Genomic DNA, 23,210 nt, shown 5'->3' on the forward strand with positions numbered 1-23,210 from the left:
CCTTTGGGCGCGGTTACTGGCGCAGGTATTCGGGCGAGGTGGCGATGGTCTTCAGCACGGCCTTCAAGTTGCCGTGCTGCGCCTGGCTGACGTCCCACAGGCGCTTGTAGATGACGCGCTCGTCCTCCTGGTGCCGCATCTCCCGGCCGAAGAAGAGCGCGTACTGGGCGTTGAGCGTGCGGCGCACGAAGGCTTCCTTCTTCACCGCCTGGGTGGCGAAGGCCTCCATGCCCGGGCCCTTGAAGGCGTAGGTGGCCGCCAGGTTCCGGTCCGTGTCGTCCAGCGTGACGCCCTGCTCGTCCGCCGTGCGGTAGTTGCCCTCGTCGTCCCACTTCAGGCGCTGGTGCGCCAGCGGGGTGAGCGTCTGGTGGCACGAGAAGCAGATGCTGCTGGGGTCCACCGTGGAGGAGGCCGTGGCCGCGCCGCGCATGTCGAAGACCTCGGCGGGCACCTCGTACAGCGTGCCCATGAAGTCCGTCATCACCCGCGCCGCGTAGTTGTAGTGCGGCAGGCCCGGCTTGTTCTTGATGAAGCCCTTCATCGTGAGCACGCCCGTCTTGCCGTGCTGCGTGGGCCGCGTCACCTGCTGGAAGGCCGCGTCCACCGAGTAGTCACCGACGAGCAACTCTTGCAGTGGCCGCTCCTGCTCGACGAGGAAGGTCCACAGCCGCGCGGGCTCGTCCGTGTCGGGGGTGCCCTCGCTCTCCGTGCGCACGCGCATGCGGCGGAAGTAGTTGGTGCGGAAGTCCGCCGAGGCCAGGTAACCGTCCACCATGGCCTCCCACGTCTTCGTGCCGCTCTCCAGCGCGGTGAAGTCCGCGGCGGAAGGCGGGCGGCCCAGCAGGTCCTGCGCCAGCTTCACCAACAGCAGCTTGTCGCGCTCCTTGCCGGAGGCCGCTTCGTAGGAAGGCGGCAGGGTGAAGAGGAAGTCGGGGGCACGCATCAGGCCCTCGCACAGGCCGCTCCAGGCCTTGGTGACGTTCGCCTCGATGTCCAGGAGGCCCGTCACCAGCGCATAACCGTTGGTGCGCTCCTGCGGCGTCGCGGCGCGGTACAGCATCCGCCGGTAGATGGTGTCCACCTTGGCCTTCGCCGCGTCCGCGCGCTGCGTGCCGGTGGCCGCCTCCGTGGGGCCGTACACCACGAGCGCGTCCACGTGCAGGTTGCGGTCGCAGACGCCCGTCTCGCCGTAGTCGTTGGTGAAGGCCACCGTGAGGATGTGGTCCCCGCTGGTGACGGCCTGCGTGTGCACGAAGTCCGCGTAGGCCGTGTTGTTCGCGACGGCCCACTCCTTCACCAGCACCCCGTCCACCTTGAGCTGCAGGTTCGGCAGGTCCGGGCCGCACAGGTCACCCTTCGCCTTCACCGTGAAGCGGTAGGTGGCGGAGGCGGGGAAGGCGTACGGCTGGAGCGTGGTGAGGGTGCCGGTGGTGTAGAGGTTCCACCCGGTGCTGCCGGACTTGCCACCGGTGCTCGCCAGAATCTGCGTGCCGGCGGGGATGGTGGTGCCATCTTTCGCGGCGGCCTCCATCTCGTATGTCTTCGTGGAGGGCGCGGGGATGTCCGTCAGCGGCAGGGCCAGGTCCAGGCCGGAGAAGGGCCCCGTCTTCGCGGTGGCGGCCGTGAGGCACACGTCGCGCGACAAATCATCCAGGCCCAGGAAGAAGTCGGCCGAGGCCACGCGCGCCTCGACGAAGTGGTCCTTGTAGTCCACGCCGCCGAACACGCCCACGTTCTGCGCGAAGCGGTCCTGGCCGCCGCGCACCCAGTCGTCGTTGAAGACGGCCTTCACCTTGCCCTTGAGCTGCTCGTAGCTCAGGAAGGGATTGTCATACGTGGCGACGGACGGGCCGCTGTAGGCCTCCAGCAGCGCGGGAGGGAACTCCTCGTCCGGCGGCGAAGACGGCTGGCGCGTCTCCACCGCCGCCAACTGGCAGGTGAGGCTGGCCACGGCGGCGATCTCCTGCGCGCTCCAGGCCGGCTGGGCCCTGGGCATGCGCGCGCTCTCATCCGTGGTGACCAGGCGCGACAACATGGAGCCCGACGACGGGGTGAGATAGCCGGCGGCGCGGATGGCGTAGAAGTTCTCCACGCCGTTGAGGCCCACCCGGAAGAGCCGTCCGCTGGTGGGCGCGTGGCAGGAGATACAGCCCGACACCTCCCGCACCAGTGCGGGCTGCACCACCCGGTCGAAGTCGCTGGCGATGCCCGCGAGCGTCACCCCGGCGGGGACGCTCTCCAAATCACACGGCAGCGAGCCGTCCTGCTGGACCGGGGGAGGCGGTGGGTTCGGATTGTCGTAATCCGGCACACCTTGCATGTCGAGCGACGCCTCGCCGAGGCAACCAGCGGCGAACGACGCGAGCACTGCCACTGCGAGGCTCCACGGGCGCGGGGGGGTAGCGCTCATGTTGCCCTCCAGGGGTGAGGGGTGACCCCATGCTGGCACGACCGTGGTGCGATTGACCAGTCGTCAACATGGTGAATTCAGAGAAAACAGGAAGTTATCGACTTCGTTGGGGAAGCAGTTGCCTGCGCTGGCAAGGAAACAGGCGAGTGCGGAGTGCTCCCGGGTAGGCGGAGGAAGGTGCAGGTTGGTGGAAGGAGGTGGACGGATGGCCTGGCCCGACATGGCGTCGCCCTACGAGCGGCGCTCCATCATCCGAGGCATGCGCGTGCGCGACGAGGAGGGGACGTTCCTGGGGTACGTGGCCCTGCTGAGTGGCGTGCACATCTACGTGAGGCCCTGGCCGTTCAGCCGGCGGTGGGGGCAGCTGCCGATGTCCCGGGTTCGGCATGTGACGCCGGGCACGGTGGTGCTGGAGGGGCGGGGGCCCGCGGACGCGGTGACTCCGGAGCTGTACGAGGAGATCACCACGCAGACGCTGCCCCTGGTGGAGCCCGGCGCGGCGCGGACCTGAGCCTCGCGCGGGGCCTGCGGTTGGGTGCGGCGCGGCGCTCCAAATTGTGATTCAAGGAGGCGCCATGCCGCCCATCGACGAGCTTGCCCAGAAGGTCTCCGCCGCGTTCGCGGACCGGACGAAATTGAAGGACCCGGACGTCGTGTCCGCCGTGCGCGAGACGGTGGCGCGGCTGGACGCAGGCGAGCTGCGCGTGGCGGAGAAGGGGGCGGAGGGCTGGAAGGTCCACGCCTGGGTGAAGGAGGCCATCCTCCTGTTCTTCGCGGTGTCGGAGATGAAGGTGATGGAGGTGGGGCCCTTCGAGTTCCACGACAAGGTCCCTCTGAAGAAGGGGTTGGACAAGGCGGGGGTGCGCGTGGTGCCTCCGGGCACGGTGCGCTACGGCGCCTTCGTGGAGCGGGGCGCGGTGGTGATGCCCGGCTACGTCAACATCGGCGCGCGCGTGGGCGCGGGCACCATGGTGGACACCTGGGCCACGGTGGGCAGCTGCGCGCAGGTGGGCAGCGACGTGCACCTGTCCGGTGGCGTGGGCCTGGGGGGCGTATTGGAGCCGCCCACCGCGTCGCCCGTCATCATCGAGGACCGGGCCTTCCTGGGCAGCCGCTGCATCGTCGTGGAGGGCGTGGTGGTGGAGGAGGAGGCGGTGCTGGGCGCCAATGTCGTGCTCACCGCGTCCACGCAAATCATCGACGTCACTGGACCCGAGGAGCGCGTCTACAAGGGCCGCGTCCCCGCGCGCAGCGTGGTGATTCCGGGGATGCGAGAGAAGCAGTTCCCCGCCGGAAAATTCATGGTTCCCTGTGCGCTCATCATCGGCCAGCGGACACAGTCGACGGACAAGAAGACGAGCCTCAACTCGGCCCTGCGCGACTTCGCCGTGCCGGTCTGACCCCAGAAATCCAGAGCGGTTGATACTTCCGTAGAGGGAGTGTGACGGGACGGAATGTGACGATGGAGCACCTCGACGACATCCTGGCTGAGTGGGCCCTCGGCACCCTGGACTCCCCCGCCTGGGAGGCCGCGGAGCGGCACCTGTCGACGTGTTCTCGTTGCCGGGTCGAGGCCGACCGCCTGTCCATGGCTCGCCAGGGACTGTCGATGGCGGTGCCTCCCGTCGAGCCGCCCGCCGCCGTGCTCCAGGCCCTGATGGAGCGCATGGAGGGGCCGCGCCGCTTCGAGCGCTTCGCGGACCGGGTGGCCGCGTTCTTCGACCTGTCGAGGGAGCGGGCGCTGGAGCTGCTGGAGTCCCTGGCGGACCCGTCGCGGTGGATGCCGGGACCGGTGGAGGGCTCGGAGCTGATGCCGGTAGAGGCGGGGCCCGCGCGCGAGGGGATGATGGGCGCGATGCTGCGGCTGAACCCGGGGATTCACTACCCGCTGCACACCCACCACGGCCGCGAGCTGAACCTGGTGCTCGAGGGCGGGCTGCGCGAGGACGGCGGGCACGAGGTGTGGCCGGGCGAGGAGCAGGAGAAGACGGACGGCAGTGCCCACGGCTTCAGCGCGCTGCGGGGGCCCGCGTGTCTGTGCGCGACGCTGCTGGAGGGTGAGATCAGCTTCGAGGAAGAACTCGCCACGCCGGGCTGAGTTGTCATAGCCTTCAAGACATCTGGCGCCCCTACTTCGTCCATGAGCTCCTGATGGCTTGCCATCAGGGGCGGGGCGCCGACTTTTCTTCTCAGGTCGGGAGGGGACATGCCTCGGGTGCTGCGTGAGGTGGTGGGAGCGCTGACGCACGAGGGTGCCGCGGCCTTCGACCTGTCCCAGACAGACCCGCTGACGCACCTGACCTTCACGAAGGGCTCGGCGCTGCTCGAGGAGACCTTCTACCGGACCCAGGTGGAGGAGATTCGGAGCTACGCGGCGGCGCTGCTCGCGGCGGAGCGTCACGAGCGGGGCTTCGCCTGGAAGTTCGCCGCGTACATGCGCGACCCGGTGAAGGGGAAGGGCAATCGCATCCAGGGGAGTGTCGCGCCGGCCATCCTCGCGGCGGCGGACCCTGAGGGCCCTTTCACGGAGGAGTACACGTTCCGTTGTCTGCGACACCGCGCGGACGACGTGGCGTTGTTCCTCACGCACTTCGACCACCTGGGGCTTGGCGAAGTGCCCGAGGCGGCGCGCAAGGGCATGGCTCGGGCGCTCGCGGGCATGGACCTGTATCAATTGCTCAAGTACGCGGGGCGGCGGTTCCCGCTCTCGCGGCGCCGGAAGAACGGTCAGCGCGCGAGCCTGCGGCTGGTGGATGCGATGGGCGTGGCGAAGGCGCACCTGGATGAGCGCACGCTGAAGCTCTACCACTACCTGCACGCGCCCACTCGCGAGCGCACGGCCCTGGCGCAGGGGCTGGAGCTGCTGGAGGCGCGCCGCGCGTTCTTCGGCGGCGAGGCGAGCCTGGAGAACTTCGTGAAGGGGCGGCTCTCCACGGAGCAGGCGCTGTCGTTCATGGGGTCGACGCAGGAGACGTGGCGCCGCGTGCTGGACGTGCCTGGGCTGCTGCCGGACATGGCCTTCAAGGGCTACATCCGCGCGATGTATCAGGCGGGCATCCCGCTGGCCGTGCTGCTGGCGGAGGCGCGCAAGCGTCGCTTCGCGGGGATGTGGCCGCATCAGGTGTACATGGGGTGGTGGGCGGCGATGTGGGGCAAGTCGCGGCAGGACTCCCAGGGGGAGGACTGCTTCCACGCGGACCCGGAGCCGGCCATCGCGCCTGTCTTCGAGGTCATCCTGGAGAAGGTGTGCGAGGGCTTGTTGCCGAAGGGCAAGAGCCTGGGCATCGCGGATATCTCCGGCTCCATGTTCGCCACGAAGCTGGGCGGGGCGAAGAGCTCCGCGCACGTGGGGGACGTGGCGGTGGTGCTGGCCGCGGTGATGGCGCGCGAGCTGGGGTACGCGGCGACGTTCTCCGACGACATCTTCGTGGAGGACCTCGCACCACGGCAGGGTGTGCTCGAGCTGTCCAGCAGACTGCGCGGCGGGCAGGGGTGGGGCAGCACGCAGGTGGTGAACTCGGTGATGAACCTCATCGCCCTCCTGTTGAAGAATCCCTCGCGGCCGAGGCCCCGCACGCTCTACTTCTTCTCCGACATGCAGTTCCATCCGCCGGAGGTCCAGACAGTGGAGCCGGGTCTTGTGGAGTCGCTGCGAAAGAGGGGCATCGAGTTCGACGCGAGCGTGCCGCCGCTCCAGGCCGTGCTCCAGGCGTGGCACCACGTGCTGGGTCCGGTGGACGTGGTGATGTGGAACCTGGGGGCCTACGAGAACGCGCCGCTGCCCTCGCGGGTGCCCAACGTGTTGATGCTCGCGGGCTTCGACGCCAACTCGTTCCGCCACGTGTCCGCCTGGCAGGCGTCAGGCAGCCCGGCGCTTCCGGCGAAGGCCCAGGCGGTGACTCCCGCCGACGCGGGGGGCGCGAAGAACCCCGGCGTGGAGCTCGACTTCATCCGGACGTTCTGACCCCGCGAGGACTCACGGGGCTCCATCCTGGAAGACGGGCAGGCCCTTGCGAATCCGGTCGAACAGTCGGGCGCCGTCGAGCAGGGTGGTGTCGTCTTCTTCCTTGAGCACCTCCGCGACGAACAGCTCGCGCAGCCACTCGGCGATGCCCTCGCCGTAGCCCCGGGCGTAGGTGTCCTTGTCGAAGTGGTAGTCGGCCTTGATGACGGCGTCGATGACGTGGTCGTCCTCGATGACGACCCTGGCCTTGAGCGTGCCCGCGCTCAGCACGAAGTCGTTGCCGGAGCCCAGCACCACATCGCGCGCCTGGAGACACTTGCCCACGGAAAACCTGCCGCCCGTGTCGAGCGCGTGGCACGACACGTTGCCCAGGACGCGGACCAGCGAGCTGGTGGAGCCGTCCGTCAACACGCCGTGCACGGTGACGTTCCCCGTCACCGCGAACGCTCGCAGGACGGTGAGGTCGCCCTCCACCTCCAGGTCGCCGTGGTGGAAGAAGGCCCGCTTCAGCGTCAGGGGCCCCTGGAGCCGCAGGGGGCGCGGAGGGCCGTCCAGGACTGGCACCAGCGTCTCGAGCAGCTCCAGTCCCAGTCCGGACTCGCGGTCATGCAGGCCCGTGGCGAGCTCCTGCGCCGAGTCGACGTCGTGCTTGAAGGGGAACGGAGCCACCTTCGACAGCGCCGCTCGCACCGCGGGGCCATCGACGGGAAGGGGCGCGAAGGGGTCATCTCGGCGCTCGTAGCGGAGGCTCGGTGTGCCGCCGGCTCGCATCAGGGCTGACGCCGTGGCGTCGAAGTCCTTCGTGCGCTGGTTCGCCTGGACCCACTTCTTGTCTCGCTCGCGCAGCGTGACACCCAGCGGCGTCCGGCCGAGTCCGTCCAGGGCATTGAGCTCTGCGCCTCGCGCGAGCAGCAGCTCGATGACGGAAGAGACTCCCCGGGCGGCTGCCCGGTGGAGTGGGGTCAGCTGCTCCTCGTCGCGCGCATCCAGCGGGGCGCCCGCATCGAGCAGCTCCGAGAGGAGCACCGCGCTCGTCGAGCTGAACGCGCTGGACCGCCAATCCCTCACATCCGAGGGCACCTGTCCTCCGGCGGCTCGCAGGACCCGGATGATTTCCAGCGCCCGTGCCTCGTTGTCCTGACTGTCTTCCGTCGGAAGGGCCAGCCGCAGTGGCGTCTGCTGGAGTGCGTCGCGTGCATTCACGTCCGCGCCCGCCGTGATGAGGGCGCGCACCACCTCCACGTCGGGCAGCGGCTCCGTCTTCGAGGAAGGGCCACGCACGGCGAGGTGCAGGGGTGTGACTCCGGACTCGTTTCGAGCGTTCACCTCCGCGCCCTGGGAGAGCAGGTCCCGCACCGTGTCCACGTTGAGTTCCCGGGCCCAGCGGTGCTTGTCCGCGCAGAGCGAGAGCAGGGCCTTGGTGGCGTGTTCGGCTGTGTTCGCGGACATGTTCTTCTCTCGGAACGGGGGGCGTCTTGCCCGAGGACAGAGGCTCGTGGCGAGCTCAGGCGCGGGAGGACAGCTCCCGCGCCTGCTGTGCGGAGCTCCTACTTCTTCGCCTTGCGGAAGACGGGCAGCCCCTTGCTGATGCGGTAGAAGAGCGCCCCTCTGTCGAGTCGAGGCGTCTCTTCCTCCTCATCATCGTCGTCCGCTTCGTCGTCGTCGGAGTCCTCGTCGTCCGAAGTCTCTTCTTCGTCGTCGGAGTCCTCGTCGTCGTCCGCTTCGTCGTCGTCGTCGGAGTCCTCGTCGTCGTCCGCTTCGTCGTCGTCGTCGTCGGAGTCTCCGTCGTCGTCCGCTTCGTCGTCGTCGGAGTCCTCGTCGTCGACATCATCGGAGTCTCCGTCGTCGATGTCCTCGACTTCGGAGTCCTCCTCGTCCAGTTCCTCCTCGTCCTCCGACTCCTCGTCCTCGGGCTTGTCCGTCTCGCCCTCGAACACCTGGTCGACGAAGATGGCGCGGAGGTCGTCGGCCACGCCATCACCGTAGCCCTGGGCGTAGGTGTCGATGTCGAAGTGGTGCTCGGCCTCGACGGTGGCATCGACGGCGTGTTCATCCTCGATGACGACCTTGGCCCGGATGGTGTCCGCGCTCAGGATGTGGTCGTTGTAGTAGCCGAGCACCACGTCCCGCGCCTCGATGTCGCCCCCGACGCTGAACTCTCCATCCGTGTAGAGCGCGTGGCACTTCAGGTCGCCCAGGATGTTCACGAGCGAGTCATTCCCGGCATCCCGCACCACGCCGTGCACGATGACATCCCCCGTCACCGCGAACGGCTTCTGGATTTCCAGGTCGCCGTCCACCTCCAGGTCGCCGTGGTGGAAGAAGACGCGCTTCAGCGTCAGCGGGCCCTTCAGCCGGACCGTCCGCTCCTCCACGCCGAGCACATCACTCACGGCCTCCAGCTTGTCCAACGCATCGCTCGGGTCCCCGAAGCTGTGCAGCCCCGTGGCCAGCTCCTGCGCCGAACTCACCGCGTGCTTGAAGGACAGCTTCTTGCCCGCCAGGGCCTTCGTCAGCGCGGCCTCGTCGATGGGGAAGGGCGCGAACGGGTCCGTGGGGTCGTGCTGGATGGGAACGCTCGCCTTGCCTCCGGCGGCTTCCAGCGCGTTGATGGCCGCGACGAAGCCCGGCGTGCGCTTGTTGTGGGCCACCCACACCTCCTCCTTGGTGCGCAGCCCCACGCCCAGCGGCGTGCGCCCCAACCCGTCGATGGCATTCACGTCGGCGCCGCGCTCGAGCAGCAGCTTCACGAGCTCCGGCTTGCCCACGCCCATCGCGCGGTGAAGCGGCGTCTGTCCCGAATCGTCCCGCACGTTGACGGTCGCGCCCGCGTCCAGGACCTCTCGATAGAGCGCCTCGGTCGACAGTCTGAACGCGCCGCCGCTCCTGTCCGTCACCTCCGAGGGCACCTTGCCGCCCGCGGCGCGCAGCACCCGGATGATCTCCAGCGCCCGGTCCTCGCTGGCCTTGTCCGGCTCGTAGCTGACGGCGTGTATCAACGGCGTCTGCTGATGGGCGTCGCGCGCGTTCACGTCCGCGCCCGCCTCGATGAGCGCGCGCACCACGTCGACGCTGGGGAGCGGCTCGCCCTTCGTGTAGGGCGACTGCACGGCGAGATGCAGGGCCGTCTGGCCGTACTTGTTGCCGGCATTCACGTCAGCGCCTTCGGCCACGGCCTTCTTCACGGCCTCTGGGGTCAGCTCGTTCTTCCAGCGGGACTTGGCCTCGCAGAGCGAGAGCAGCGCCTGGGTCGCGTCACTGTTCGACTTGGCCGACATTTCATCCTCGGAGGTGGAAAGCGGCGCGAGTGTCAGTGAACGCCCGAGCACTGTCACTCGTAATCCCGGAAGGGGTTCGTCGGGCATCCTCTTCACTCGCGGCATGCCTGGGGCCGTCTGTCAGCGGGTTTTCCAGTAATCGATAATTTCAGGACCTGACTCGCCTGCCTGGCGGCCCTGATTGTCGTCGGGGTGGAGGGAGATCAGCGGGCGAGGTGGGGGTGGCGCTATGGTGGGAGGCGCATGTCCTCTCAAGACCTCGCTACGAGGCTCGCCCGCACGACGCTCGAGCTGTGCCGCATCTCCAGCCCCATCACCCACGAAGGCCCCATCGCCGACTTCGTCGAGCGCTGGGCGCTCCAGCACTTCCCCGCGAGGGAAGTCTTCCGGGTAGGGCACACGTTGCTGCTCGGTCGCCTGGACGACCCACGACCCACGGTGGCGCTCATCGGCCACCTGGACACCGTGCCCGCGCACCCCAGTGACGTGGGGCGGGAGCCTCGCATCGAGGGTGAGCGCATCTTCGGCCTGGGCGCTTCGGACATGAAGGGCGGGCTCGCGGTGATGATGGCGCTGGCGGAGGACCTGCGCCGCGACACGTTGCCCGTGAATCTCGCGTTCCTCTTCTATGAGCGCGAGGAGGGCGCCTACGCGGAGAGTGGCCTCATCCCCCTCTTCGCGAAGCGTCCGGACCTGGCGGGCGTGAAGTTCGGTATCGCCATGGAGCCCACCGACAGCGAGGTGCAGGTGGGCTGCGTCGGCTCCATGCAGGTGACGGTGCGCTTCACCGGACGCAGCGCGCACTCGGCGCGGCCGTGGCAGGGGGAGAACGCCATCCACAAGGCGGGGCCGTTCCTCACGGAGCTGCTGGCCCGTCAGCGCGTGGAGGTGGATGTGGATGGCTTCCGCTTCTACGAGGTCATCAACGCCACGCTCGCCAAGGGCGGCCGCGCGCGGAACGTCATCCCCGAGGCGTTCGAGCTGAACCTCAACTACCGCTTCGCGCCGGGCAAGAGCATCGAGCAGGCGAAGGCGGACGTGCATGCGCTCGTCGCGGGCCGCGCGGAGGTGGACATCACCGACGCCTCGCCCAGCGGGCCCGTCGTCGCTGGCAACCCCTTGTTCCAGAAGCTGCTCGCCATCACCGGGCTGCCCGCCGCGTCCAAGCAGGCGTGGACGGACGTGGCCCGCTTCGGCGAGTGGGGCGTGGACGCCATCAACTACGGCCCCGGTGAGACGGCGCAGGCGCATCAGGCCAACGAGAGCGCGCCCATCGCTCCCCTGGCCGTGGCGTACGAGAAGCTGGCCGCGTTCCTCAAGGGCTGACGGGGCTCGGAGCCTTGCGCGCGGGTGCGCCCGCCGCGCTACCCTGACATCGCATGGGGATGCGCATCGCCAGCCTGGAGGCGCCGCCGGTCGCCGACCGTGTCGTCCGCCGCGCCGTGAGCGGGCGGCGCGTCGAGCGCGGGCTTCGTCACCACCACCCCGACTTCGAGCTGACCTGGGTCGAGGCCGGGCGGGTTGAGTTCGAGCTCGCTTCAGGGAAGCTGCTCGTGGCGTCGGATGGAGCGTGCATCGTGTTGCCCCCGGGGGCCGTCGTCACCCCGAGGGTCCGCGTCGCGGCGCTCCAGCAAATCATGGTCCCCGCGTCCATCATCGCGGTCGCCGCGATGACCCTCGGGCTCCCCGTGCATGGCCCGCTCGAACCGCTCGTCCTCGGTGCCGACGACCGGCTCGCGCAGCTCATCCGGTTGTTCATGGAGGAGGCGTCCGAAGGTGCCTCCATGAAGGACCCGCTCATCAAGTCCCTCTCGGACGCCACGGTGTTCGGCGTGGCGCGAGGCTCGCTCCACTCGCCACCCCCGGGTGCTCACCTCGACCGGCGCATTCGTCGGGTGCTCGCGACCATGAACGATGGATATCGCGAGCGACTGTCCGTGGAGGACCTGGCCCGCGTCGCGGGGATGAGCCGCTATGCGCTCCTGCATGTCTTCCGCGCGCAGGTCGGCGCGAGCCCGTATCAGCACCTCACGACACTTCGGCTCGAGCGCGCCGCTGAGCAACTCCGAGCGGCCCGGACGCCCTCCGTGCTGGAGGTCGCCCTGGCGTGCGGCTTCACCGACCCGGGACGCTTCGCGCGCGCGTTCCGGGCCCGCTATGGCTGCTCGCCTCGCGAGTACCGCGTGCGTGCCTCGAATGGAGCACCTTTCGCCTAGGTCGCGCACCTTCCGCCGCGACCCTCTCGGCTCGCACGCCTACCTTGCGTGTCCTCTCGAAGCTTCATGCATTCACGAGGAGGCGACATGTCGGTGCGGATGCACGGCACGAACATTCATCCAGGCACGGTCTCGGCACGCGGGTCGCTTGTGGGGAAGGGACTCGTCACCTTCGTCGCAGGGGTGACGATGGTGGGGCCGTTCCTCGCGGACTGGAACGCGACGCATCTCTTCAATCCCCTGTGGCCACCGCATGCGAGGTTTCACGGTGCCCAGACGATGTTGCTGGGCTTGGGGCTCGGTGCCTGTGCGCTCGGGTTCACCTGGTGGAGCGGCCGGGATGCGGGGCCGCGACCACGCACCGGGATGCTCTTCGCCTCCCTGTATTGGCTGGCGCAGTTGGGGAGCATCGCGTTTCCGGGAACGGCTTTCGTCGACCCGGAGCGGGCGGGGACCGGACAGGTGCTGGGCATTCCAGCGCAGGTCGTCCTGAGCGCGGTGCTGCTGGGACTTCTCTGCGCGGCCAGCCTCCTGGAGCGGCGGCGCGCGGTGTCCTGAGCGTGCGCGGTGGCGGCCTCCCGCCGGACGTCCTGGAGGCCTGTTAGAGTCAGGCCCTCGTGGTGGGACTGAAAGACATCACCGGGCCGCACCCCGTGTCCTCCGCCGAGGAGGCCCGCACGTTCCGTTCGCGTTGGCTCGGGCCCGCGTTGGTGTTGGCCGGGTACACGGTGCTCGCGCTCATCTACGGTGCGCAGCTCTCCGTCTACAAGGCGTCCATTGGCGCGCCCCCCGTCTTCGGCGAGACGCTGCTCACGGGGGCCATCGTCTGGGGGGGCTGGGCGGCGTTGACGCCGTTCATCCTCGCCGTGGCCCGCCGGGTGCGAGGCACGGGGCGCCCCTGGCCCGTCCAGCTCGCGTTGCACCTGCCCCCCGCGGTCTTCTTCGCCACGGCACACCTGGCGCTCCTGGCGGGGCTGCGTCAACTCCTGCTCCAGCCCGCGGGAGGCGGTGGGGCCGCCGCGTGGACCTACTTCACCTGGCTCCTGTCGAAGACCACGGACTTCGACCTGCTCATCTACCTCTCCGTAGTGGGGCTCGATGCGACCCTGCGCTACGCGCGACAGGTGCGTGAGGAGGCCGTTCGCGCCTCGGGGCTCCAGGCTCAGCTCGCGCAGGCGCAGCTCCACCTCTTGCGCAGCCAGTTGAGGCCCCACTTCCTGTTCAACACGCTGCACGCCATCTCCACCCTCATGCACCGCGACGTGGACGCGGCGGACCGCATGGTGGGCCAGCTCAGTGAGCTGCTGCGCGCCAGCCTGGAGCGCGACGGTCGCCATGAGGTGCCGCTCTCCGAGGAGCTGGACCTGCTCGCGCCCTACCTGGACATCGAACGCACCCGCTTCTCCGACCGGCTCCAGGTGGATGTGGAGGTGGCGCCCGATGTGCACGACGCCCTGGTTCCGCCCCTGGTGCTCCAGCCCCTGGTGGAGAACGCCATCCGTCATGGCATCGCTCCCCGTCGGGGGCCCGGCCGGGTCTGGGTCCGCGTCCAGCGGGCCGGGGACCGACTGTCACTGGAGGTTCGAGACGACGGCGTCGGGCCGCCCGCGGAGGGGCTCTCCGGGCTGAGCGAGGGAATCGGACTGGGTTCGACCCGCGCCCGGTTGGAGCGGCTCTACGGTGTCTCTCAGTCGCTGACGTGCGAGGCCAACGCGCCCCGAGGCTTCGTCGTCTCGCTCTCGCTGCCCTTCCGGAGCGCCCGGGCATGACGGTCCGCACACTCATCGTCGACGACGAACCCCTGGCCCGGGAGCGCTTGCGCACGCTCCTGGCTTCGGAGCCGGACCTTCATCCGGTGTCCGAGTGTTGCGACGGGCATGAGGCCCTGGAGGTCATGGCCCGCGAGCGGCCCGCGCTCGTCTTCCTGGACGTGGAGATGCCGGAGCGCGACGGGTTCGGTGTGCTGGCCGAAGCGGCGCTGACGCCTCCGCCCGTCATCGTCTTCGTGACGGCCTGGCCTCAGCACGCGCTGCGGGCCTTCGATGCCGCCGCGGTGGACTACCTGCTCAAGCCGTTCACGGTGGAGCGCTTCCGGCGCACGCTGGTCCGGGTGCGCGAGCGACTGGCCGCGCCTCCTGGGGACTTGCGTCAGCAGCTCCAGCGCTTGTTCCAGGAGCTGCGCCCGGAGCCCGTGGCCGTGCCCACCGAGCGGCTGGTGGTGAAGACGGGGAGCCGGACGCTGCTCGTCCCAGTGGAGGACCTGGACTGGGTGGAGTCCGCTGGGAACTACGTCACGTTGCATGTCGGCGCGGAGGCGCACCTCTTGCGCGAGACGATGGCGGAGCTGGAGGCGCGGTTGCCGCCGCGTCGGTTCGCTCGGGTCCACCGCTCGGCGCTCGTGAACGTGGAGCGCATCGTCTCGCTGTCGCCCACGCTGTCGGGCGACCACCGGCTGGTGCTGCGCGACGGGCAGGAGCTGACGTTGAGTCGCACGTACCGGGCCCGGCTGGAGCAGGTGCTCGGCCATCCCCTGTGACGTGTGCCTCCCCTCACTCCAGGCCGCTTCGCCTTCAGGCTTTTTCGGGCGAGCTGTTCGACCCCCCGTGAGCCGGGAGCGGCTCTTCCGTGGCGTCGAGAATCGCCAGGGCGAGCGGTTTCGCTTCACGGTTCAGGTTGATGGCGGACACCGCTCGAATGCGCTGGATGGACGCGCGGTCTCCGAGCAGGGCGAGGCTCAGGGCGGCCAGCGCATACTCATGATGTGAGTTGGTCGCGGCGAAGAACCTCTCGTCGAAGACGCGATGCAGCGTGGGGACCCCGCCGCGCTCTCCCGCGAGGGCACCCCTGACCGCGGCCGCGAGCTGCTCGTAGCCACTGGAGGGGTCGCTCTCCTCGCGAGTCGCCGGTTCCCAGTGGGGCACCTGCTCCAGGAGGATGGCGCGAGCGCGCTCGATGAGTCTCTGCTTCTCCTCGGGAGTCATGGCGCTCGGGAGGCTAGACGCACACACGCTCCTGCGCCATCGCCAGTGAGGCGTCGTGACTCGTCCTCGTCCGGCTTCGGCTCGTCCCCCGATTCCGCGTCTCATCCCATCCGTGCCCCACCGGACAGCTCCGTTCTTAGTCTTCCTCGCGCTGGGAGGCCGGTCGCCTCCCCATGGAGGACGTCATGAGGCCTGTCGTGTGTGTGGGATTGGCTGCGCTCGTTACCGCCTGCGCCGCCGGGAAGTCGGCGCGTGGGAATGGAGAGCCCGTCACCCTGGAAGAGGGACGACGGTTCACGGAGGCGGCCGTCACCGTCATGCAGGCATATGACCTGGAGAGCCGCTTCCAGGAGGCCGCGGCGCTGGGCCGGTTCGCCAGTGAGCGGGCTCGACTCCTGAAGGACCCGGGCGGTGAGGCCCGCCTCCAGGTGGAGTTGGGACGCGTCCTGTCCCGCCAGCTCCGTCATGAGCCTGGGATGGATGCGGCCCAGGTCCTCGACTTGCTGCGTCGAGCGCGGAGGCTCGCGGAGGACTCGGGGGATGCGCGCGCGCGGGTCGCCGCGCTCGATGCCGAGGGCATGTTCCACTACTTCGACAAGCTGCTGGCGGGGAAGGGCGAGTGGGCGCCCATCGTCGCCCTCTTCGAGCAGTCACGGGACCTGGCCGAGTCCTCAGGGGACACGCGCGGACACATCGTGGCGCTCTTCCACCTGGGCCTCACCCAGCAGTTCCAGGAGGACTTCGCGGGCGCCAGGTCGACCTTCGAGCACTCCCTGGCGCTCTCCCGCGGCTCGCGAGACGCGTTGATGGAGTCCTACAACCTGCGGCACCTCGCGGGGCTGGCCGAGGACCGGGGGGAGCTTCAGCTGGCCCTGGAGCAGTTCGAGGAGTCGCTGCGCCTGAGGGAGCAGGTGGGCTTTCGCACCGGAGAGCTGTTCGCGCTCGTGACGGTGGCCCAGGTCCGCTCCCGAATCGAGCCCAAGGGCACCTCCGCGCTGGAGCCCGCGAGAAAGGCGCTGGCGCTGGCGCTCGAGCTGAAGGACCCGTCGGGAGAGCGCGAGGCCCGGGCCGTCCTGGGCCGCATCCACCTGCGCCGCGAGGACGCCACCTCCGCGCTTCCCTTCCTGGAGCAGTCCCTCGCCAACGCGGAGTCCCACGAGGACTGGCTCTCGACGGTGGACCTGCTGCTGGATTTGACGCGGGCCCACGCGCTGCGTGGCGAGCGAGCGCGAGTGGAGGAGCGACTGGGACGGGCGCGTGCGGTGGCGACGGACCATGGACTGAAGGCGTCGCTCGCGCAGGTGGAGAAGGTCGAACGCGAGCTGGCTCGCGCACCGTGATGCGTGAAGGCTGACGCGCCATTCGTCCGCTGTCGTTCATCTTCCCGAGGGGATGGCTCTCATCGCGTGCGCATCGGCGTACGCTGTGGTTCGTAATTCACGCGGTTCCCCTTTCTGGAGGAGATGGAATGACTCACGAGACCGTCAATTCGCAAATCACCGATGCCTTGGCGCCCGCGGACCTGGGTGGGACCTCAGACTCGTCGTCCGTGACGCGCAAGTCGCCCGCGCGGCGGCGTCGGGCCACGAAGAAGGCCGCTGGCCGCACCGGTGCTCGTGCGAAGAAGACCACCTCGCGCCGTGCCTCCGCGAAGCGGGGCAGGACCGCCGCGCGCAAGTCGACGACGCGCAAGTCGACGACGCGCAAGACGGCCAAGCGGAAGACGGCCGTCCGGGGCACGCGCAAGGGCGCTGCCCGCAAGGCCACCACGCGCCGGACGGCGGCCGCGGGACGCACCGCGCGCAAGAGCCCGGCCCGTCGCACCACCACCCGTACCACCGCTCGCAAGGGCGCCCGGAAGACCACCCGCCGGACGACGCGCCGCTAGTTCGCGACGCGAAAGCAAGCGGGGACCCCTCGTAAGAGACGGGTCCCCGCTGCCGCGCTCAGCGCTTGAGGTGAGGCCGAGGACCCTTCGAGGAGGTCCCCACGGGCCCCTCCCCCCAGTGCTCAGCGCTTCATGCGAAGCAGGAACAAATCACTCCGCGCGGGCGACCGACGGCCCGTGCCGAAGTCGGATTCGCGGTCCGTGTGGCCGAACAGCAGGGCATCGCCGTCCGGGAGCACTTGCACGAAGCGGATGTCCTCCAGCCCATACAGCTCGCCTCGGGGGCGGGGCGGGTCGGACAGGTACAGGCGCAACCCGAGCGACGCGCCATCCGGTCCGTAGCGCAGCGCCAGGGGCTGCGCCGAGCCGAGTCCGTCCGGTCCTGACGCGCCATCCACGATGAGCGAGTAGGTGAACCCGGCGACGACGACTCCGCCCGTGGGCTCCACGCCCAGCGCTCCCGCCTGGAGTCCATCCCCCAGGTTGCGACTCCAGCGCTCCTTGCCCGTGGCATCCGCCGACACGAGGAACGGGCTGGCCCGGTACACATGTCCGTGGAGCTTCGTCGTGCCCCAGGACACCGTGCCCAGGAAGGAGCCCAGCGCCACCACCGTGCCCTGACTGTCCACGCCCACGTCGCTCACGGTGCCGCTGGCCTGGGAGAGAGGCCTTGCCCACACCAGGACTCCGGTCGCCTGGTACACGGCGACGAACGGGCTGCCGTCCTTCGACGACTCCGTGCGCTGGGTGCCGAAGCGGGCCGCGCCCAGGTAGCGCCCTCCCACCACGAGCCTGTCATTCGTGCCGCGCGCCAGGGTGGTCACCGTCACCCGCGAGTCCGAACCCTCCGCCCGGCCGATGGACAGCGCCTGCTCGGGCTTGCCGTCCAGCGAGTACGTCACCACCACCGCGCCGGAGCCCACCACGCCCCCGCCGAAGTCCGTCGGGCCGGAGGTGTTGAACGCCACCATCGGCCGTCCCTGGGCATCCAGCACCAGGTCCGCCACGGTGGCATCCCTGCCTGGAACGGTGGCGGACCAGAGGACATTGCCCGCCGCGTCCAGGCGGACGAGGAAGGCGCCGTTGCCCAGCTCCAGCGGCTCGAAGTCCACGAGCCCCCGGGCATCCACCGCCACGAAGAGCCCCCCGTCGGGCGCGGGGGCGACGCGTGCATTCACGTCCGCGCGCAGCGACTCGGGCGTCTCCGCCACGCGCACCGCGAAGCTGCGCGTCCAGCGCATCTCTCCCGTCGGGATGCGCCGCGCGAGCGTCAGCCGCACCGTGTTGTCCGTGGGCTGACGCTCCTGGAGGTCATCCAACTCGTACAAGGCCACAGTGAGGATGTCGCCATTCGCATCCACCGCCGCGCCGAGCGCCAGGTCATCCTGCGCGGTGCCCTCGCGCGCCAGCCACAGCGTGCTTCCCGGTGTCGCCGGGGGTGGCGGAGGCGGTGGCTCTATCGGCGGTGGGCCGCCCGCATCCGGAGCGCCCGCGTCCGGAGTCTCCCCGGGAGGCGGCGTCCCCGCGTCATCTTCCTCCGAAGGCGTCTCCTGCGCGGGACAGTCGCTTCGCGACTCGTTCGGACAATCCGGAGGCGTGTCGGCCTCCGCGTCGTCACAACCTGTCAGCAGCCCCGCCCAGCCCACCGCTGTCGCGAACGCGACAGTCCGCAACCATCGCCGCCCCTGGTGCATGAAGCCCCCTCCCGCCCCTCGGAGGTTCTCCATGCTGGTAGGTGCCAGCAATACCGTGTGCGACGTTTGCCCGCCCGCCCGCTCCGAAGCGCGCGATGCATCACCCGCGAGGCGTCCGTGTGCCTCGCCTGCGCACCGGACCTCTCCTGTGAGGGAGGCGCGCTTCCCATCCCGGGCAACGCGCGCCTCGCTCCTTGGGCTTCAGCGCCAGAAGCCCACGGACAGGCCGACGTTGGTGTAGCGGCTCGCCAGGTCGAACGAGGTGCTGATGGACCAGTCCTCCCAATAGCGCAGGATGAAGACCTCGAAGCCGCCGGTGAGGTGGGGGCGGGGCGGCCGACCGTCGAAGGGCGAGGGCTCCGCGTACACGCCCGCTCGCAGCCGAATCATCCCCGGCACCGTGTCGTGCTCCACGCCCAGTCGGGGGGCGAACTCGGAGCCGTGGCCCACGCGCTCCTCCTCCGCCGTCGACGCGAAGCTGCGCAGCGGCACCGCGTTGTCCACGCCGGACAGGAGGTCCACCTGCGCGCTGATGAGCCACCGTCCCGCAGGAGCATCCTTGGGTTCCTCTTCCGGCACCGGCAGCGCGTCCCCTTCGATGACGAGCTGACGTCGGGCGGCGGGAGACAGGCGGTTGTAGCGCTCCGCGCCCTCGCCCAGTCGCCAGCTCGCGCCCACCGACAGCACCGCCGGGGACACCACCGCGCCGAACAGCGTCCGGTCCGCCAGCACCGGCGCCTGGCCTTCCTCTCGCCTCCAGTCCGCGACGACCTCCGGCCGCACCGTCACACCCATGCGCCAGGGACGGCCATGCGGGCGGTACAACATGTCCACCGCCACGCCCGTGTCGCCGTAGCGCAGCTCCGTCCCGCCGGATTGCAGCCGGAAGGACGCCTGCGCCGCGTAGATGCCCAGCGCGAGGATGAAGTCGTCCTGTCCGAAAGACACCGCTCCGGCCAGCACCGACTGCGTCAGCGACACGCGGATGCGCTCGCTGTCCCCGGCGCAGGCCTCCGTCGCGCAGTAGGAGACGGCGCTGTTGCGCAGCGCGAAGCCGATGCCGAAGCGCTTGTACTGCAACAGCAGTCCGCCCAGCAGTTGTCGCCGGTCCTGCGACTCGTCCGGACGCCCGTCGTTGTCCACGTCGCGCGCGCGTCCGCTGGTGAACGGCAGGTCCAGCCAGGACAGCGTGACGCCCAAATCCCAGTCCTTCTCCAGCGCGGGTCCCCTGTGGGCCAGCGCCGCCAGGTTGCTGGGGAACCCCGCCGCGCCCTCGGCGATGCCCACGTAGGCGCCACCCAGCGCGACCACGCGCGCCGAGCCCAGGAGCGCGCCGGGATTGAAATACAGCCGCTCCGGACGCGGCTGGGTGGGCTCCTCGTCCTGCGCCCAGGCGGCGGGCGCGAGGCCCAGCACCGCGCATCCGCCGAGCGCGCGAAGCCATCCGTTCCACCGCGTCGAGCCGCCCATCCTGGAGTCCATCACGTTGTTGGAGGCACTCACCGCGAAGTGCCTCACCGAGCCCGCACCACCTCGGCGAAGAGCCGGTCGGCGTCCGCGGCCAGCGCGGTGTCGCGGAACGTGAGGCCCCCGGCGTCGTGCGTGACGAGCGCCAGCGTCACCTTGCGCCACCGGATGTCGATGTCCGGGTGGTGGTCCGCCTTCTCCGCCGCCTGGGCCACCTTCTCCACGAAGGCGATGCCCGCGAGGAAGGAGGGTGCCTCGTACGTGCGGCGAATCATCCCGCCCTCATGCTTCCAGTCGGGATGCTGGGTGAGGAAGGACTGGAGCGCCTCGGGAGCGAGCAGGGTGCGGTCGTGGGCCATGATGACCTCCTTCATATCCGCTCTCGCGCCCGAGGGAAGCCATCCGAATGGCGACGTCAGGGGCTGGACGTCCACGGGTGGATGCGCAGGTCGGTGAGCCCGTCCAGGTTCACCGTCCAGGTGAAATGGTCCGAGACGCGTGTAATGCCGGTGTTCGTTCCCGGGCCGGGCAACAACACGAGCAACAGCGCGTTGCGCTCCGCGTCCCAGCGCGGGGTGGCGGCCGGTCCGGTGCTTCCGAAGGAGGTGATGACGGGCAGGGCGGGGCCCGCGCGCAGCTCCGGCACGGAGACGGAGAGCCCGTCACCCAGGGCCAGCACGCCTTCCTCCACGAGGCCGCGCTCCGCTGTCACCAGGTGGCGATGCAGGACGCTGGTGAACCCTCGCGGGGTGGAGGTCACTTCGCGCGTCCACAGCACGCCGTCGCCATGGCCCAGTGGCTCACCAGCGAGGACCTGGCAGGGCTGGCCCGACACGGGGACATAGTGGTCCTGCGCGTCGAGCTGGAAGGGGCAGGCCCGCGTGCGCGCGAGGAAGGTCACCGGCTCCTGAAAGCGGCTCACCAGCCACAGCGTCGGACCCACGCGCATGGCGATGACCTGCGTGGAGTCCGAGCCGAAGGCCAGCCCGGGCTGCTCGGTCCACTTGGACGTCCGGGCGACGCTGAGCCCCAGCTCCTCGGTGAAGGTGTAGCGGTACAGGGTGGTGGCATCCAGCACCAGGTACTCGTTCTCCGTGGCGAGGCGGGTGTGGGGGGAGACGTCCGTCGCCATGCTGGTGGGGTAGAGCGCGCTGCCGGCGCGCACCAGGGGCCCCTCGCCTGTGTCGACGAAGCGGCGCACCTGACCCTCGACCATCGTCCACACCACGTTCCCCACCACGGCCGTCGAGGGGCGATAATCCCGGCCCACCGTCTGCTCTGGGAACCCCGACCCCCGATGGGCCCGGCCGTCACACACCCAGGTGCCGCTGCTTGTGCGGTCCAGGTGCTGGCACTGGGGCACGCCGGAGAGCCTCGCCACGGAGGGGCGCTGGCGCTCGTCCTCCGCCACGTACACGTCGAACTGGCTCAGGCTGCCCACCGGCGCGAAGGCGACGATGACGTGGTAGCGGCCCGTCATCGTTGGCGTGAAGCGGAGCGTGGCCCCCCAACCCGAGGTCAGCTCCACCGTGGCCTGCACGGGGAGGTTGTCGGGGTCCTGGACCTCGGCGGTGACGGACTCGGGGAAGCTGCCCTCATCGAGGGCGCAGTTCATGTTCGGGTTGGCGGTGACGCGCAGGCTCGCTTCCTCGCCCACCGGCACGAGCACCAACGGCGGAATCGGGCCGATGGGGTCGCCGCTGATACACGACTCCGGCGGCACATCGCCCGGGCAGCCCGCACCGACAACCAGGGCGAGCATGGCGGCGAGCAGCGGGCCTGTGCGCGCCCCCCGGCTCATGCGCGCTCCACCGCGCGCTTCCACTTGCCCAGGTGACGCTCGCGCAGGTCGGCCTTCATCTTCGGCTTGAAGACCTTGTCCGCCTTCCACGCGCGGCGGATGGCGTCCGGACTGTCCCAGACGCCCGCGCCCAGGCCGCCGAGGAACGCCGCGCCCAGGCTGGTGGTCTCGAGATTCTTCGGACGCACCACCGGCACGCCGAGCAGGTCCGCCTGGTACTGCATGAGCAGGTTGTTGGCCGCCGCGCCGCCGTCCGCCTTGAAGACGGGGATGTTCCGGCCGCTGTCGCGGCGCATGGCCTCCGCGAGGTCATGAATCTGCAGGGCGATGCCCTCCAGCACCGCGCGCGCCATGTGGGCCACCGTGGTGGAGCGGTCCATGCCGGCGAACAGGCCGCGTGCCTCGGGGCGCCAGTGGGGCGCGCCCAGGCCCGCCAGCGCGGGGACGAAGACGACGTCGCCGGTGTCCTTCACGCTGGCGGCGAGCGCTTCGATATCCGGCGCGCGCTTGATGACCTTGAGGCCATCGCGCATCCACTGCACCGCGGCGCCCGCGATGAAGCTGCTGCCCTCCAGCGCGTACGTGGTGGAACCCGTGCCGCCCAGCCGCCACGCCACCGTGGTGAGCAGGCCCGCCGACGAGCGCACCGGCTCCGTGCCCGTGTTCATCAAGAGGAACGCGCCGGTGCCGTACGTGCACTTGGACTCGCCGGGCTCGAAGCACGCCTGACCGAAGAGGGCGGCCTGCTGGTCTCCCGCCATGCCCGCGACGGGGACGCCGTCCGGCAGGCTGCGCATGCCGCGCGTGGTGCCGTAGACCTCCGCCGAGCCGCGAATCTGGGGCAGGCACGCGGCCGGTATCTTCAGGAGCGCGCGCATCTCGTCGCTCCACTGCAAGGTCTTCAGGTCCATCAACAGCGTCCGGCTGGCATTGGACACGTCGGTGACGTGGGTGGTTCCACCGGTGAGCTTGTAGACGAGCCACGTGTCGATGGTGCCGAAGCACACGTCCCCGCGCTCCGCCTTGGCGCGTGCGCCTTTGACGTGCTCGAAGAGCCAGTGGAGCTTGGTGCCGGAGAAGTACGGGTCCACGACGAGGCCCGTCGTCTCTCGCACGCGCGGCTCCACGCCGCGCTCCTTGAGCTGGCGACACAGCTCCGAGGTGCGCCGGTCCTGCCAGACGATGGCGCGGTGCAGGGGCTTGCCGGAGTCGCGAGCCCACAGGCCCGTCGTCTCGCGCTGGTTGGTGATGCCCACCGCGGAGATGTCCCGGCCCACCAGCCCCGCGTCCTTCAGCGCGCGGCCGATGCACCACTCGCTGGTGGCCCAGATTTCATCCAAGTCATGCTCCACCCAGGACGGCTTGGGGAAGTGTTGGGTGAACTCCTTGTAGGAGCGGCCCACCACCTTGAGCTTCGAGTCGAGGATGGAGACGTGGGTGCCAGTGGTGCCCTGGTCAAGGGCCAGGACGTACTTCGCCTTCGGCATGGGGTGGGTCCTCCCAACGATGGA

20 protein-coding genes are annotated in these 23,210 nt (G+C 69.8%); 11 read left to right on the forward strand and 9 right to left on the reverse strand.

Going from position 1 to position 23,210, the window contains the following annotated elements; genetic code table 11:
* Positions 1-13: 13 nt before the first annotated feature.
* Entirely contained in the window at positions 14-2,410 is a 2,397-nt protein-coding gene (locus tag HUA76_RS11190) for a carbohydrate-binding domain-containing protein (RefSeq protein WP_174460817.1), read from the reverse strand.
* Between the two features lie 205 nt (positions 2,411-2,615).
* Between HUA76_RS11190 and HUA76_RS11195 the strand changes: the two genes are divergently transcribed.
* The 4 genes from HUA76_RS11195 (at position 2,616) to HUA76_RS11210 (ending at position 6,374) form a co-directional block, all read left to right on the forward strand.
* Positions 2,616-2,921, forward strand: coding sequence for a hypothetical protein (locus tag HUA76_RS11195; protein ID WP_174454055.1), 306 nt, complete (start codon positions 2,616-2,618; stop codon positions 2,919-2,921).
* 64 nt (positions 2,922-2,985) lie between these two features.
* Positions 2,986-3,810: a 2,3,4,5-tetrahydropyridine-2,6-dicarboxylate N-succinyltransferase gene (locus tag HUA76_RS11200; protein ID WP_174454056.1), complete on the forward strand. Its 825-nt coding sequence runs from the start codon at positions 2,986-2,988 to the stop codon at positions 3,808-3,810.
* A 62-nt stretch (positions 3,811-3,872) separates the two neighbouring features.
* Positions 3,873-4,508, forward strand: a complete 636-nt coding sequence (locus HUA76_RS11205) for a cupin domain-containing protein (RefSeq protein WP_174454366.1) — start codon at positions 3,873-3,875, stop codon at positions 4,506-4,508.
* A gap of 108 nt (positions 4,509-4,616) precedes the next feature.
* Positions 4,617-6,374: a hypothetical protein gene (locus tag HUA76_RS11210; RefSeq protein WP_174460818.1), complete on the forward strand. Its 1,758-nt coding sequence runs from the start codon at positions 4,617-4,619 to the stop codon at positions 6,372-6,374.
* A 12-nt stretch (positions 6,375-6,386) separates the two neighbouring features.
* Here HUA76_RS11210 and HUA76_RS11215 read toward each other — a convergent pair whose 3' ends face one another.
* Together HUA76_RS11215 and HUA76_RS11220 are read right to left on the reverse strand one after the other, a co-directional pair.
* Positions 6,387-7,823 carry an ankyrin repeat domain-containing protein gene (locus tag HUA76_RS11215; protein WP_174460819.1) on the reverse strand — a complete coding sequence of 479 codons (1,437 nt, stop codon included), beginning with the start codon at positions 7,821-7,823 and terminating at the stop codon, positions 6,387-6,389.
* Positions 7,824-7,921: 98 nt separating this feature from the next.
* On the reverse strand, positions 7,922-9,652 hold the full coding sequence (locus HUA76_RS11220) for an ankyrin repeat domain-containing protein (RefSeq protein WP_174460820.1): 1,731 nt from the start codon (positions 9,650-9,652) through the stop codon (positions 7,922-7,924).
* A 243-nt stretch (positions 9,653-9,895) separates the two neighbouring features.
* Between HUA76_RS11220 and dapE the strand changes: the two genes are divergently transcribed.
* The 5 genes from dapE to HUA76_RS11245 all read left to right on the forward strand — a co-directional run bounded on the left by dapE (position 9,896) and on the right by HUA76_RS11245 (position 14,404).
* Complete coding sequence (gene dapE / locus HUA76_RS11225; RefSeq protein ID WP_141641333.1) at positions 9,896-10,978, forward strand: succinyl-diaminopimelate desuccinylase; 1,083 nt, start codon at positions 9,896-9,898, stop codon at positions 10,976-10,978.
* A gap of 53 nt (positions 10,979-11,031) precedes the next feature.
* Entirely contained in the window at positions 11,032-11,868 is an 837-nt protein-coding gene (locus tag HUA76_RS11230) for an AraC family transcriptional regulator (protein ID WP_217439530.1), read from the forward strand.
* 87 nt (positions 11,869-11,955) lie between these two features.
* On the forward strand, positions 11,956-12,426 hold the full coding sequence (locus HUA76_RS11235; protein WP_174460822.1) for a DUF6640 family protein: 471 nt from the start codon (positions 11,956-11,958) through the stop codon (positions 12,424-12,426).
* 59 nt (positions 12,427-12,485) lie between these two features.
* Positions 12,486-13,637, forward strand: coding sequence for a sensor histidine kinase (locus HUA76_RS11240; protein ID WP_371817211.1), 1,152 nt, complete (start codon positions 12,486-12,488; stop codon positions 13,635-13,637).
* Complete coding sequence (locus HUA76_RS11245; RefSeq protein ID WP_141641330.1) at positions 13,634-14,404, forward strand: LytTR family DNA-binding domain-containing protein; 771 nt, start codon at positions 13,634-13,636, stop codon at positions 14,402-14,404. The genes HUA76_RS11240 and HUA76_RS11245 overlap by 4 nt, the downstream gene beginning before the upstream one ends.
* Positions 14,405-14,438: 34 nt before the next feature.
* On the opposite strand, the gene HUA76_RS11250 is transcribed toward HUA76_RS11245, so the two are convergent.
* A complete protein-coding gene (locus tag HUA76_RS11250) occupies positions 14,439-14,849 on the reverse strand; it encodes a hypothetical protein (RefSeq protein ID WP_174460823.1) in 411 nt (136 codons plus the stop codon).
* A 185-nt stretch (positions 14,850-15,034) separates the two neighbouring features.
* Here HUA76_RS11250 and HUA76_RS11255 point away from each other — a divergent pair, with 185 nt between their 5' ends.
* Both HUA76_RS11255 and HUA76_RS11260 read left to right on the forward strand, forming a co-directional pair.
* Complete coding sequence (locus tag HUA76_RS11255) at positions 15,035-16,189, forward strand: hypothetical protein (protein WP_174460824.1); 1,155 nt, start codon at positions 15,035-15,037, stop codon at positions 16,187-16,189.
* 128 nt (positions 16,190-16,317) lie between these two features.
* Positions 16,318-16,737, forward strand: coding sequence for a cell envelope biogenesis protein TolA (locus HUA76_RS11260; protein ID WP_141641327.1), 420 nt, complete (start codon positions 16,318-16,320; stop codon positions 16,735-16,737).
* A gap of 122 nt (positions 16,738-16,859) precedes the next feature.
* Here the strand turns inward: HUA76_RS11260 and HUA76_RS11265 are convergent, their stop codons facing one another.
* The 5 genes from HUA76_RS11265 to glpK all read right to left on the reverse strand — a co-directional run bounded on the left by HUA76_RS11265 (position 16,860) and on the right by glpK (position 23,186).
* Positions 16,860-18,464 (reverse strand): hypothetical protein, encoded by a 1,605-nt coding sequence (locus tag HUA76_RS11265; RefSeq protein WP_254614135.1) that lies wholly within the window; start codon positions 18,462-18,464, stop codon positions 16,860-16,862.
* 168 nt (positions 18,465-18,632) lie between these two features.
* A complete protein-coding gene (locus tag HUA76_RS11270) occupies positions 18,633-19,901 on the reverse strand; it encodes a hypothetical protein (protein WP_174461198.1) in 1,269 nt (422 codons plus the stop codon).
* Between the two features lie 44 nt (positions 19,902-19,945).
* Positions 19,946-20,257, reverse strand: a complete 312-nt coding sequence (locus HUA76_RS11275) for a 4a-hydroxytetrahydrobiopterin dehydratase (protein ID WP_141641325.1) — start codon at positions 20,255-20,257, stop codon at positions 19,946-19,948.
* Between the two features lie 56 nt (positions 20,258-20,313).
* On the reverse strand, positions 20,314-21,699 hold the full coding sequence (locus HUA76_RS11280) for a hypothetical protein (protein WP_174460825.1): 1,386 nt from the start codon (positions 21,697-21,699) through the stop codon (positions 20,314-20,316).
* Complete coding sequence (gene glpK, locus HUA76_RS11285; RefSeq protein WP_174460826.1) at positions 21,696-23,186, reverse strand: glycerol kinase GlpK; 1,491 nt, start codon at positions 23,184-23,186, stop codon at positions 21,696-21,698. Before glpK ends, HUA76_RS11280 begins: the two co-directional genes overlap by 4 nt.
* Positions 23,187-23,210 lie beyond the last annotated feature (24 nt).

It is taken from the genome of Myxococcus sp. CA056, assembly GCF_013336715.1.
GTDB lineage: Bacteria > Myxococcota > Myxococcia > Myxococcales > Myxococcaceae > Myxococcus > Myxococcus llanfairpwllgwyngyllgogerychwyrndrobwllllantysiliogogogochensis.